The sequence below is a fragment of the Gluconobacter vitians genome, from assembly GCF_015244565.1.
Classification (GTDB): Bacteria; Pseudomonadota; Alphaproteobacteria; order Acetobacterales; family Acetobacteraceae; genus Gluconobacter; species Gluconobacter vitians.
This window is the reverse complement of sequence record NZ_JABCQG010000017.1, coordinates 13,331-25,842: the sequence shown is the minus strand read 5'-3', so window position 1 is coordinate 25,842 and position 12,512 is coordinate 13,331. Positions and strand designations below refer to the sequence as shown.

Annotated in this window: 14 protein-coding genes, 1 tRNA gene and 1 other RNA gene; 8 read left to right on the top strand and 8 right to left on the bottom strand. The window is 59.6% G+C overall.

Translation table 11 applies throughout. The features are described 5' to 3' along the window. The first annotated feature begins 120 nt into the window (after nt 1–120). Complete coding sequence (locus tag HKD24_RS12070; protein ID WP_194260507.1) at nt 121–951, top strand: TerB family tellurite resistance protein; 831 nt, start codon at nt 121–123, stop codon at nt 949–951. Nucleotides 952–1,025: 74 nt separating this feature from the next. Next, nucleotides 1,026–1,178, top strand: coding sequence for a DUF3309 family protein (locus HKD24_RS12065; protein ID WP_083541187.1), 153 nt, complete (start codon nt 1,026–1,028; stop codon nt 1,176–1,178). An 84-nt stretch (nt 1,179–1,262) separates the two neighbouring features. Here HKD24_RS12065 and HKD24_RS12060 read toward each other — a convergent pair whose 3' ends face one another. The 3 genes from HKD24_RS12060 to HKD24_RS12050 all read right to left on the bottom strand — a co-directional run bounded on the left by HKD24_RS12060 (nt 1,263) and on the right by HKD24_RS12050 (nt 5,550). Then, complete coding sequence (locus tag HKD24_RS12060; protein ID WP_194260506.1) at nt 1,263–2,720, bottom strand: mannitol dehydrogenase family protein; 1,458 nt, start codon at nt 2,718–2,720, stop codon at nt 1,263–1,265. A 148-nt stretch (nt 2,721–2,868) separates the two neighbouring features. Further along, nucleotides 2,869–3,936 carry an FUSC family protein gene (locus HKD24_RS12055; protein ID WP_194260505.1) on the bottom strand — a complete coding sequence of 356 codons (1,068 nt, stop codon included), beginning with the start codon at nt 3,934–3,936 and terminating at the stop codon, nt 2,869–2,871. A gap of 27 nt (nt 3,937–3,963) precedes the next feature. Next, on the bottom strand, nt 3,964–5,550 hold the full coding sequence (locus HKD24_RS12050) for a Do family serine endopeptidase (RefSeq protein ID WP_194260504.1): 1,587 nt from the start codon (nt 5,548–5,550) through the stop codon (nt 3,964–3,966). A gap of 125 nt (nt 5,551–5,675) precedes the next feature. Here HKD24_RS12050 and HKD24_RS12045 point away from each other — a divergent pair, with 125 nt between their 5' ends. From HKD24_RS12045 to HKD24_RS12035, 3 genes are all read left to right on the top strand, one after another. Then, a complete protein-coding gene (locus HKD24_RS12045; protein WP_194260503.1) occupies nt 5,676–6,872 on the top strand; it encodes an Mrp/NBP35 family ATP-binding protein in 1,197 nt (398 codons plus the stop codon). After that, the gene (locus HKD24_RS12040) at nt 6,869–7,024 is read left to right on the top strand and encodes a hypothetical protein (RefSeq protein WP_194260502.1); all 156 of its coding nucleotides are present in this window, start codon (nt 6,869–6,871) and stop codon (nt 7,022–7,024) included. The genes HKD24_RS12045 and HKD24_RS12040 overlap by 4 nt, the downstream gene beginning before the upstream one ends. Before the next feature lie 78 nt (nt 7,025–7,102). Beyond that, nucleotides 7,103–7,177: transfer RNA gene (locus HKD24_RS12035), tRNA-Thr, on the top strand. A gap of 499 nt (nt 7,178–7,676) precedes the next feature. On the opposite strand, the gene HKD24_RS12030 is transcribed toward HKD24_RS12035, so the two are convergent. After that, the gene (locus tag HKD24_RS12030; protein ID WP_194260501.1) at nt 7,677–7,874 is read right to left on the bottom strand and encodes a hypothetical protein; all 198 of its coding nucleotides are present in this window, start codon (nt 7,872–7,874) and stop codon (nt 7,677–7,679) included. Next, complete coding sequence (thyX, locus tag HKD24_RS12025; protein ID WP_194260500.1) at nt 7,861–8,772, bottom strand: FAD-dependent thymidylate synthase; 912 nt, start codon at nt 8,770–8,772, stop codon at nt 7,861–7,863. The genes HKD24_RS12030 and thyX overlap by 14 nt, the downstream gene beginning before the upstream one ends. Before the next feature lie 94 nt (nt 8,773–8,866). Here thyX and ssrA point away from each other — a divergent pair. The 3 genes from ssrA (at nt 8,867) to HKD24_RS12010 (ending at nt 10,353) form a co-directional block, all read left to right on the top strand. Next, nucleotides 8,867–9,191: a transfer-messenger RNA gene (ssrA, locus tag HKD24_RS12020) on the top strand. Between the two features lie 100 nt (nt 9,192–9,291). Then, nucleotides 9,292–9,867, top strand: a complete 576-nt coding sequence (locus HKD24_RS12015) for an SspB family protein (protein WP_194260499.1) — start codon at nt 9,292–9,294, stop codon at nt 9,865–9,867. Between the two features lie 93 nt (nt 9,868–9,960). Then, entirely contained in the window at nt 9,961–10,353 is a 393-nt protein-coding gene (locus tag HKD24_RS12010) for a VOC family protein (protein ID WP_194260498.1), read from the top strand. A gap of 37 nt (nt 10,354–10,390) precedes the next feature. Here the strand turns inward: HKD24_RS12010 and HKD24_RS12005 are convergent, their stop codons facing one another. The 3 genes from HKD24_RS12005 to HKD24_RS11995 form a co-directional block, all read right to left on the bottom strand. Further along, on the bottom strand, nt 10,391–10,609 hold the full coding sequence (locus tag HKD24_RS12005) for a hypothetical protein (RefSeq protein WP_011252962.1): 219 nt from the start codon (nt 10,607–10,609) through the stop codon (nt 10,391–10,393). An 84-nt stretch (nt 10,610–10,693) separates the two neighbouring features. Beyond that, nucleotides 10,694–11,491: an ABC transporter ATP-binding protein gene (locus HKD24_RS12000; RefSeq protein WP_194260497.1), complete on the bottom strand. Its 798-nt coding sequence runs from the start codon at nt 11,489–11,491 to the stop codon at nt 10,694–10,696. A gap of 4 nt (nt 11,492–11,495) precedes the next feature. Further along, a complete protein-coding gene (locus tag HKD24_RS11995) occupies nt 11,496–12,365 on the bottom strand; it encodes an ABC transporter permease (RefSeq protein WP_194260496.1) in 870 nt (289 codons plus the stop codon). Nucleotides 12,366–12,512 lie beyond the last annotated feature (147 nt).

Here is a 12,512-nt window from a genome sequence, read left to right as displayed (position 1 = left end):
AGTCATCAGTTTGCAATTCCCATACTTTATCACATGCAGTGCTGCATGATTTGCGTATCAGGAGGCCTGTCTGTCCGATCTGTCATTTGCCGCTGTTGGCGGGCGTGCTAGATTGAGGATATGGCTATCTGGGGCAAGATGTTCGGTGGTGTCGCGGGCTTCGCGGTTGGTGGTCCTTTCGGAGCACTGATGGGCGCAGCGCTGGGGCATGCTGCCGATAACGGATCACTTCTCAATCCGTCCACAGGTGGATGGAGCGAGCGCTTTCCCGCGCGTGGCAGACCCGATCCCAACAGCGCGGCCTTTTTCGGCGCGGCGAAGATCGCGGCGGCCCTTGGCAAGCGTGACCAGCTTTATGCCATCGGACTCGTCGCCCTGTGCGCGAAAATGGCGAAGATCGACGGGCCGGTGAACCGGCAGGAAATCAACGCTTTCAAGACCTGCTTCCAGTTTCCTCCCGACAACGTCAAGGAAGTCGGCATGCTGTTTGATCGCGCACGCGACCGGACGGACGATTTCGAGATGTATGCCCGCGAAATGGGCAAGGCCTATGCCGATAATACGGCGCCGCTCGAAAATCTCATGACGGCGCTGTTCCGCATTGCCCGCGCCGATGCCGGACCAAGCCGCGAACTGCATCCGAAGGAAACTGATTTCCTCAAGCGCGTGCACCGGGCCTTCGGCCTGCCACCGGGTGCCTGGGACCGGGCGGAAAGCGGGAACAGCCGCGCCGCCAGTACGGGTGAGCCCGATGCCTATCGCATTCTGGGTATCACCCGCAGCGCGACTGACACGGAGATCCGTATCCGCTGGCGGACGCTGATCCGGGAACATCATCCGGACGTGCTGGCACAGAAACCCATGTCGGAAGCCGAGCGCCGCCGCGCGCAGGACCGGGTGGCCCGCATCAATGCCGCCTGGGACCGGATCAAGCGCGACCGGCAGCTTTGACCTCATACACTCCTGCGGAAACTTTCTGACATCCGGAAGCGTAGAACAGTCTCAACCGGCAAGAGAGATATGCCATGGGACTGATTCTTCTTGTGATCCTGATCCTCCTGCTGATCGGTGCGCTGCCGTCCTGGCCGTACAGTTCAAACTGGGGTTACTACCCATCCGGCGGCCTTGGCCTGATTGTGGTCATCGTCGTGATCCTTGTCCTGATGGGACAGATCTGAGCCACTACCCAAAGATGTTTTCATAAAAAAACACCGCGCCCCTCACAGGACGCGGTGTTTTTTTCATGTGCCGGTAAGACGTGATCAGGCCGGAATGGCGGCCTTCACACCCTTCTCACGGATCACCTTGCGCAGTGCGATGACCTTCTGATCCAGCTCTGACGTATCCAGATCGCGCCAGCCATCGAATGCCGGGAGCTTGAGGGCACTTTCAAAATCATCGACCTTGGCCAGCTTTTTTTCGGCCTCGCCATAGGTCGGCTCGGACGACTCATACGTCCCGCCCTTTTCGTCGCGACCACGAAGCATTTCGAGATAGGACGCAATCCCAAACGCAATACGCGACAGATCGCGCTTGCCCTCGATCGCCCGGCGCACGGTTTCCGTCCAGAACACCTGGATCTTGGAGCAGCCATCACTCGCGATCCGCAGCGTCTGGTCAGACATCGCCTTGTTGGAAAAGCGGCTGATGACGCTATCCCGATACCCCTCAAGCGTCATGCCCGGCGGCGCCTTCAGCGTCGGGATAACGTCCTTGTTGAGATAGTTCTTCAGATTGCCAAGCAGGTCGCTGTCTTCAATGGCATCGTCCACGTTCTCGTATCCAAGCAGGATCCCCGGGAAACAGAGCGTGATGTGGCCGGCATTAAGCATCCGGATCTTCACATGCTCCCAGTCCGTCACGTCGTCCACAAGTTGCACGCCAGCCTTTTCCAGCGGCGGGCGTCCGTTGGCGAACCGGTCTTCCAACACCCACTGATGGAAATCCTCCGCCACCAGCGGCAGATCATCGTCCAGCCCGCTGGCTGCGTTCAGCTTCTTCGCGATTTCAGGAGAGACAGTCGGCGTGATGCGATCGACCATCCCATTCGGGAAGGTCGCGTTTTCCTCGATCCACTTGGCCAGTTCCGGATCGCGGGCCTTCGCGTAGCCCAGGAAAGCCTTGCGCGCGACATTGCCATTATGGCGCAGGTTATCGCAGGACATGACCGTAAAGGCCTTGCCGCCCGCGTCCCGGCGACGGCGCAGACCCTCGACGACATAACCGAACACGGTCGACGGCTTTTCCGGATTCTGAAGGTCAGCCTTTACAGCCGCGTTTTCCAGATCGAATGCGCCGGTCGTTTCGTTGATGTTGTAGCCGCCCTCCGTGATCGTCATGGAAACGATGCGAATAGCCGGATCGGCCAGATGCTTCAGTACGGCTTCCGGATCAGCCGGGGCCAGCAGGTAATCACGCAGAGCGCCCATGACGCGCACCGTGCTCTTACCGGACGGCGCCGTCTCGGTCAGGGAATACAGGCAGTCCTGCTTTTTGAACTCTTCAGCTTTCTTCTTCGAGTGGTCGCTGTTGGTCAGGCCGACACCCACGATCGCCCAGTCTGGCGCGTGCTTGAGGATGTGCTCGACATAGAACGCTTCATGCGCCCGGAAAAAGTTGCCCACACCGAAATGCACGATCCCCGGCTTGATCCCGTCGATGTCATAGGGGGGAGCCTGGACATTGGAAGGAAGAGACTTGAGGGTTTCGCGCGTAATCATGGAATTCTCCGTGGTTTCGGGCCGGTCTCTGACGGGGACCGACAAGGCCGGGCATGTGCCATCATAGCCCCGGAACAACGTAAAAACCGAATGACGGTTTCAGTAGCGGCCTGTCTGCGTCCTTCGTGGCCGCTCCTGAACGGATGTCTCAGAGCCCTTTTACGGCGCTGGCATCCTCACGCATGATGACGCCAACGGCACGCTGCAGATCCTCGCGGAACAGGGACATTACAAAGCGCATTTCCGGCCGGGTCTGTTCTTCCAGACGTGGCAGGAGCTCCAGGATTTCCTCGTCTTCCGACTTCTGTTCGTGCTGGTTCTGCTTCATGCGCAGTTGCTCTTCACAACTATGTGCCAGCGCACGAAGGGCGTGGCTCAGTCCCTTGTAGAGCGGGAGCAGGCCCGTATTTCCAGCCGCGCGTCCTGTTGCGATGGCGCGCGCCACCAGCATCGTATCATTCAGCAGGCGCCGCATGAGGCGTGGCAGGGCGGCCAGGACCGGATCGCGCTTTTCCAGTTCCTTCAGACGCTCACGCCGGGCTTCGGTCACGGCATCTTCAAGCTCGGTCAGCAGGGCTACGCAGTCATCGTTCTGACGTTCGATCGCCGCCCATCCGGTGTCCTGGTCAAGCGCACTTTTGAGAAGCTGATCCATGCGCCGCAACAGTCGCGCAGCGGTATGGAAAGCCTGTTTGCGCGCACTGCTATGCAGGATGAAGAACGACACCACGATCGACACCGTCACACCGACCACTATGGCCAGAAGCCGCGTGATCATGGGCAGGAACGGGCTTCCCTGGCTGGGAAACAGATACACGATCATCAGCGTAATGCATGCAAAACGCAGCGTCGGCTGGATGGCTGTGAGGAAAACCAGCGGCGCCAGCATGAGCCAGAACGGAACCCAGCGCAGGCCCGTCGTGATTTCCAGCACCACGGCGCAGACCCCCGCCAGCGCACCGATCAGCGTACCGCTGATCTGGTCCCGTGCCGTTGTCATGGTCTGGCTGATGCTGGACTGCGTGACGATCAGGGCTGTCACCAAGGCCCAGATCGTTTCCTGCAGATGCATGAGGGAGCCGACGATCCACGCCACCACCACCGACACCAGAACGCGGATGGTCTGGCGTGTGGCAGGGCGCATCACTTCGCGCCATCTGCTGTTTCGGGGCGGCACGGACAGCCATTTCCGGCTCAGACGTGTCAGAAAGTTCATGGCAGGTTTCAGCGCAAAGACGCAACGTCAGTTCCCAAGGAAGGGCACCGGCACCCAGCGCAACCCGTCATCATCCTGAACCAGCAGCAGGACTTCCGTCTTCTTGTGGTCATGCAGCCGCTGCACGGCCTTGGCGAAATCATCCGGCGTATTGATCTGGTCCTGTCCGACCTGCGTGATCACGTTCCCTTCCGCGATCCCGCGGGACGCAGCGGGGCTTCCCGCCTCGACACGCGAGACGAGAACGCCGCGCTGATCGTCGGTCAGGGCATATTGCGTGCGGGCATCGGCATCGATTGAACTGACCGTCACCCCAAGCTCACCCAGTGCCGCGTGGCGGTGCTCCGGCTGATGCGTGTCCGAAGGAGGCATGTCCGGCGCCGTGGGCGACTGCCCCAGCGTGATGGGCAGAGTCTTGAGCGCGCCCTTGTGCCATACCGTCAGCTGGGCCTGCGTCCCCGGCAGGATGGACGCGATGATGCGCGGCATGGTCTGGCCGGTCACGTCCTGATCGCCGACACGGGTAATGATGTCGCCGACCTCAAGTCCCGCCTTCGCGGCAGGGCCTTTCGGATCGATTTCCGAAATCAGCGTGCCCTTGCCGTTGGAACCATCCGCCTTGTGGAAATCGAGCGTCTCGGCAATGTCGTTCGTTACGTCCTGGAATTTTAACCCCATCCAGCCGCGGGAGACATGTCCCGTGCGCCGAAGCTGGTCGATGATCCCGCGCGCATCATCGGCCGGAATGGCGAAACCGATGCCGATGGAATCGCCGCCCGCGCCACCATAGATCAGTGTATTGATGCCAATGACTTCGCCGGACAGATTGAAGAGCGGCCCACCCGAATTGCCGCGATTGATGGCGGCATCCGTCTGGATGTAGTCGTCATACAGGCCGTGTTCGACATTGCGTCCGCGCGAGGAAATGATGCCTGCCGTCACGGTCCCGTTCAGGCCGAACGGATTACCGATCGCCAGAACCCAGTCCCCGATCCGTGCCTTGTCGCTCCGGCCAAGCGGGACCGTCGGGAGCGGGTGTTTCGGCTTGACCTCCAGCACGGCCAGATCGACCTGGCTGTCCCGGCCTACGATCCGCGCCGGCATCTCCGTTCCGTCCTGCAGCGTGACGCTGACCTGATCCGCGTCTTCGATCACGTGGTTGTTCGTCACGATGATGCCAGACGCATCAATAATGAAGCCCGAGCCCAGAGCCTGCTGACGGCGCGGCGGCTGGTTCGGCGCGGGTTTGTGCTTTAGGTAATCATGGAAGAACTTTTCCAGCGGAGAGCCCGGCTGAAAGGGAGGCACCTGCGGGCCGTCCGGATTACTGGAATCGGGCCCCTTGTCGTCATTCTTCGCAGGTTTGAGCACGGCCGAGGTGGAGACATTGACCACGGACGGCAGCAGCCTGTTCGCCAGATCCGCAAAGCTCGACGGCACCGAGCGTGGCGTAGGCGTGGGCACAGAAGACGGCTGGCTCGAAACAGGCGGTACAGTCTGTGCAAAGGCCGGGACGGCACTCACACCCCATCCCGCTGCCAGGGTGACAGCCAGACCGGAAACAGCAAGACAGGCCGTGCGACGGGCACTGGAACGGACGAACAGGTTTTTCATACCCGCACGCTAACGCAGAACGTGGCCCTTCGTCACCATCCTGCCGTTCAGGATGCGCTTTCGGGCCGGCCATGCTAGGATCAGAGTCCTTTCCGACATGACATTTTCCCTGATGAGAACCCGGCATGACTGACACCACGCCCCCGAATGACATGCCGCCTGGCTCTGCAGAGACCGCCTCCAGCGCCGAAACCCGCATTACCGACATCCTGAAATCCGAACAGGACGGGCAAGGCTCGAACGTCCTGTTTTTTGCAGCACTCGAAAGTGTGTCGGTGCGCAACGGTCATGCGCATGTCTCTCTGGCCACGTCACGCGACAACGCCTCCCGCGTGGAGCCCTTGCGTCCACGCGTCGAAGCCGCCATTGCGAGCCTGCCGGGCATCACGGGCGCTACTTTATCCTTCACGTCTCACCGCCCCGCCCCGCCCGCCGCAGCCAATGCACCGCCTCAGGGCGGGGGTCACCGTCCTTTCAATCTGGGGGACAAACGCCGCAATGCTGCCAGCAGACATGCGCCTGAGACGCTACTTCCCGGCGTTAAGGCTGTCATTGCCGTTGCATCGGGCAAGGGCGGTGTCGGCAAGTCCACCACGGCCGTCAATCTGGCGGTTGGTCTCGCAAAAGAAGGTCTAAAAACCGGACTTCTGGATGCTGACATCTATGGCCCGTCCCTGCCCCGGATGCTGGGACGCAATACACGCCCTGAGGTTGTGGACGGCACGATCCTGCCGATCGAAGCCTGGGGCCTGAAAAGCATGTCCATCGGCTATCTGGTGGATGAAAACCAGGCGATGATCTGGCGTGGCCCCATGGTCATGGGCGCGCTGACGCAGTTTCTGGGTGAAGTTGAGTGGGGTGAGCTCGACGTGCTCGTGATCGACATGCCGCCCGGCACCGGAGATGCCCAGTTGACGCTGGCCCAGAAGCTCGGCCCCAAGCTGGCGGCCGGTGGCGCGGTCATCGTCTCCACACCTCAGGATATCGCGCTGCTGGATGCACGTCGCGGCGTGGCCATGTTCGAACGGATGGAAACGCCCATCCTCGGCGTCGTCGAGAACATGTCCTATTTCTGCTGCCCCAACTGCAACCACCGCACGGAACTGTTCGGGCATGGTGGTGCCAAAGCCGAAGCGGAAAAGATGGGGGTGCCCTTCCTCGCTGAAATCCCCTTGCTGGCCGATATCCGCGCCAGCGGGGACGAAGGCACCCCAATCATCCTCTCTGCCCCGGACAGTGAAGCCGCCCATGCCTATACGAGGTTTGCACAGGCCGTTGCGCGCGCTCTGTCTTCCGAACACAGCCCGAAAGAGCCGTCATGATCCGCATTCTTTTGATTGGTGCCTGCCTGATATTGGCAGGCTGCTCCCACACCGTCACGCATCGCGGCCTTTCCGAGGACGGTTACGGCTTTACGCAGGATTCGCAGCATCTTCCGCCGCCAGCAGACCTGACCACTCCCATACCGCACTAAAATCCTGCTCAAGACAGAGAATCGTTCTCCGCGTCTTGACCTGACAGGCCCCGGCATGGAAAAAGCCGCACTGCTGATGCCGGGTTAGCACAGTGGTAGTGCAGCGGTTTTGTAAACCGAAGGCCGGGGGTTCAAATCCCTCACCCGGCACCAGCTTTTTCCAGAAAACACCACGGCCCTGACTATCAGGCGCAGATTTTCTTCATCATCGGTCAGCGCTGCTGATGGACGATGGGAAAATGCTGCCCAAACCGGGGCTTGCACGCAAAATCTTCCAAAAATCTCCGCCCCCTGCGGGGGAAAAGGCTCTCCGGGATCAGTAATGCACAAGTATTGCATCCGGAGACGGTGGAATGTGGGTATTCCAAGAATTTTCTTGACAGCCCTGCAGCGCAATCAGCAAGGGCGCCAACATGCTCTGCTTATTTTTCCCAATTAAATCATCTAGTTAGATCACCAGAAGCCATCGCTCGTGCGAATCGGGCGATGCCGCGCGGGCAATGCAACCCTGTGGATAACTCTGTTCGTAAAAAGTTCTGAGGCAGATGTGACGAAATTCACACGGAATCGCTCTGAATCTCTTACAACGACTGGATAAATAAATAAAGACAGGAAATCCTGCCTTTACCTATCGTTTACAGAACTGAATATTTTACGAGACCGGCCAGAAAAAATGAATTGTAAGAGACGTCAGAACAAGAACAATCGCCACGACACCCAACACCAATAAACTCGGTGACTTTACAGGTTCATCTTCAATGGGATTGGCGGCCTGTGCTTCCCGCGCCTTGAGCATCAGACGCTCAAGGTCACTTCCGGCTGATCCGGGGTCGGATTCAGGATGCGCCATCCAGAACCGCCGTCATCTCGAACCACTCACGTTTGGTCAGTCCGGAATTTTCCTGCGTTACGGTCTCTCCGGCCAGACGCCGACGCACCACCTTCAGCATCCCGGCGGACAGCGTAAAGGCGCCGAGACGATATTCTTCAAAAGCAGTTGCCGTGGCCGGAACCCAGGCCTTGAGGATCTCGATCATCTTTTCTGCATAGACGCGGATTTCATACTGCGCGTGCGGATCGGCCCGCAGGGCAAGGAAGTGCATCAGATTGTGCAGATCGATCTTCCAGTACCACTGGGTATAGGTGTTCAGAGTCAGGTTCATCCGAGCCAGTTCGCGGGCCATACCTGTTCCTTCCGGGTTCAGGAGGCTTTCGTAATCGTCATAGCACTGGCTGGCATCGCGGCGCAGGATCTCCAGAACCTGATGCGCCGTTTCAGGATCAAGCGCCTCACTCCGCCCCTGCCGGTTCGAGCTGCTCTGTGCGGCAACCTGATCCAGCGCCGGCAGATAAAATTCCCGGTCCAGAATGGAATAACGCGCGGAATATTCGTTCACACTCGCCATACGATGACGGATCCATTGACGCGCCACGAACACGGGCAGCTTCACATGGAACTTGATCTCGCACATCTCGAACGGTGTCGAATGACGGTGACGCATCAGATAGCGGATCAGTCCCGCATCCTCGGACACCTTCTTCGTCCCGCGGCCGTAAGACACCCGGGCCGCCTGAACGACCGCACCATCATCACCCATATAGTCGACGACGCGCAGGAAGCCATGATCCAGCACCTCGAAAGGTGTGAAAAGCAGGTTTTCCATCGCCGCCACGGTCGGACGGGAGGTCAGCTGGGGTTCGCTGCGCTGCGCTTCGATTTCAGCGCGCTGTTCGGATGTCAGTGCCATGGCGGCGGCTTTAGCATGGGCTTTTACCCGGCGTCATCCGAATGAATCGGATTGACACGATTCCGGAGGCTTAATTTTTTTCATCCCCGCCTTTTCCCTTGCGACGGGGCACGCGCACTCCTATGTTCAGCAATGCAAGGGGTTCGTCCCCAGCTATGGCGATAAACGGTAAGTGAAATAAGTGTTGTGGACCCGGGGGCAGTGCCCGGCGTCTCCACCATGAAAAACCCCTCGCAAAAGGGGTCTGTGGGGACGAAACAGGCTCGACACGCATGGTAAAGACTTACCTTTTGCCCGGCATTGTACCACCGTCATCGGGCTAAACTTACAAGTGCCAACGATAACTCAGAGGTGCTCGCTGTCGCTGCATAAGCGATAAGCGCGGTTCGGGAGGGCACCGGGCAACAGAAGCCCTCCCACCTCATCATGTCTCCGACATTCACAGCAAAGACGGCTTGCCATCCGCGCCCGTCTGTCGCATCCCTGATGCAAGTTGACCGAAACATCAGGCTTGCGACCATGAGCGACGACGATCACAACGGCCAGGACGGCTTCGAGCACGACCTTCCCGAGAGCCTTCTTCCCTATGACGACTGGGTGGAAGACGCCTATCGCGAAGTCATGCTGCGTGCGATCGAGCATGTTGCCGCCGAAGGTCTGCCCGGTGCCCACCATTTCTATCTGACGTTCCGCACGAACCGCCCGGATGTCATCATCCCCGCCCGTCTGCGCGCGCAGTATCCGGAAGAGATGACCATCGTCCTGCAGCACCAGTTCTGGGATCTGGCACTGGACCGCGACAAGGGCGTGATCTCCGTAGGTCTGTCTTTCGGCGGGGTGGGCAGCATTCTCTGCATTCCCGTGAATGCCATCACGGCCTTTGCCGACCCCCATATCCGCATGGCCCTGCGCTTCAGCCACACGCCGCTTGAGGACGAGGAAGACATCGAGATCCCTGAAGGTGCCGTGGAACCCGATGACATCGACCCGGCCCACCATCCGGATGTCCAGCCTGAAGCGGCTGCCAGCGAGGATGGAAAGAAGGACGCGGAAGTCGTCAGCCTGGCCGCGTTCCGCAAACGCCCCCAGAACTGAGATCCGTCCTCGGGGGATTTTGCAAAACGGATTGGCCAGACCGGATTTTTCCGGCCTATACTGACTGCAATGTCGCTCTCATGAGGGATCCCCATGCGCTTTACCGTCGATCGCCTTGACCACATCGTGCTGACCGTCCGGGACAGAACCCTGTCTGCATCCTGGTATCAGCGCGTGCTGGGCATGGATATCGAGGAATATGGCCGCAACAATCGTGTGGCGCTGAGCTTTGGCGGGCAGAAGATCAATCTGCGCCCTGAAGGCTCGGAAGGCTGGGACACGGCTGGCGACGCAGCGCCCGGAACGTCCGATCTGTGCTTCACGACAGCCATTGCCAGCGAACAGATCGTCCGTCATCTGGAAAAATGTGGTGTGGCCATTGTCGAGGGGCCTGTGGCCCGTCTGGGTGCGCTCGGGCCGATCACATCGGTCTATTGCCGGGATCCTGACGGCAACCTGATTGAACTCGCATCCTATAACGGCTGAAGAGCGGCGGGGCAGAGGCTCCGCCGCATCAGTTCCGTCACCAGTTCTTGGAAATCAGCCAGAACTCTTCGGAAGTCAGCGTGATGGCGTTGCAGTCTTTCGTCTCGGCAGCAGCCTTGGCGAGGGCATGAATGCGTTCGATCATGATCGTCTTGCGCTGATGCGCCTCGGACGTTTCCTTTACGGTCGACAACGTCTGCAGAGCAGACTCGGATGCTTTGGCAACGCGCGCGGCGTCAATGGCGGCATAAGACATGAACTGTCTCCCTGAATGTAAAAACCGGGAGGAAGCCTACCCTACGCCTGCCGGGATACCAACTCCGCCGCACCCGGTTCTGCTCTAGGCCGGAATGACGGCTACCGCGGCCTCATAGGCATCCAGCACCTCGTCGGTCGGCCCATCCATCCGCACTTCTCCGCTCTCCATCCAGATGATGCGCGTGCACCACTCCCGCAGGACTGACAGTGCATGGGAGGTGACGATCAGGATTTCCGCGGCATCGACCATGCCTTCCAGCCGTGCCCTCGCCTTGTCCTGGAACTTCTGGTCGCCCGCCATGAACCATTCGTCCATCAGCAGAATACGGGGGCGTGGCACCGTGGCCAGCGCGAAGCCCAGCCGGACAGACATGCCCGAGGAATAGAGCCGCACCGGGAGATCAAAGAACGCTCCCAGATCGGAGAACGTCTCCACGTCCTTTTCCAGTTCCTGCGTTGCAGCCTTCCCCATGCCCATGCGGCAGGCAAAAAGCTGGATGTTCTCCCGCCCTGTCAGTTCGCCGTTCATGCCTGCATTCGGATCAATGAGGGCATGAGTGTCGCCCTCAATGTCCAGCGTACCCTCTCCCGTTTCGTAGATTCCGGCCAGAACACGCAGCAGCGTCGATTTTCCTGCGCCGTTATGTCCGACGAGACCGACCCTCTCTCCTTCCGAGATCGAGAAGCTCACATTGGACAGGGCCTGCACTTCCACGACGTCGGATGAATTGCCACTCACCCGCATCCGGCCGCCCACAGCTCCTGTCCTGGCCGTCACCGTGCTTTTGGCGCGGGCCAGAAGCGTCTTTTTCAGGGAGCGTGAGCTGCCATGAAGGACCGGGAAAGACAGGGAAATATCTTCAAGACGGATATGGGCCATGACGTCAGATCCAGAAAACCAGGCGTGCGCGCGTCCGGATAAAGGACCGTACGGCGACGACCCAGAAGAGGGCGCTCGTTGCCAGCGCAATACCCCACAGAGACAGGGCCGGAATATGCCCCAGCAGGGGTGCACGCACGATTTCCAGAAGAGGATAGAACGGGTTGTACAGCAGATAGGACGCTTTTGCTCCGAGCTGCTGCGGCATCCAGATGATCGGGGTCACATAGAACACGATCTGAAGAAGTGCCCCGATGATCGGGGAAATATCCCTGAAACGCGCGCAGAGGGATCCGAACAGCATGCAGGCTGCAAACCCGTCCAGAGCCCAGAGCAAAAGCGCCGGGATGGCCAGCAGGGCATTCACGCCCGGCCAGAGATGATAGATGACGAAAACGCCAAGCGGCACGACGATATTATGTGCAAAGACAATTGCGTTCCGCACCACAACCCGCACCGCATACAGCAGGAGCGGCAGCTGAACGGACCGCACCATGTCTTCGGCATCCAAAAAGCAGGTGCAGGATTCCTGGATCAGGCTTGAAAGCCCCGCCGCCCACAGGGTGAGCGACAGTGACAGGAAGGGCAGATAGGTCACAAGCTGCATATGGAACAGCCGGCTGTAGAGCACGCCCATGGAGGCGACCATCAGCGCCGATGTGATCGTCAGCCAGAATGGCCCGAGCGCAGATCCCCGGTAGCGGAGGCGGATATCGAGCCATCCGAGCCGCACGCCCAGCCGCCACAGACGCCGCGTTTCCTTCCAGTCAGCCCAGGCCCGTGCAGCGGGACTTCCGCGGGGAGTGTCACGACTGGTATGTCTGCGCGGTGCGTCATCCCGTGCGACATCTGAAGCTGGAGAAGGTACACTCATATCGTCCGCCTACCCGATCCCCCCGGCTCCGGCAAGAAGGCGCGACAGTGAAGTTCATATTCGGGAAATGAATCTTCGCTACGCTGCTTGGCGTGAACAATTCTTCGTCAGAAAATCTGCCCTCCAGAGCCCTTTTTCCTAGTTTCG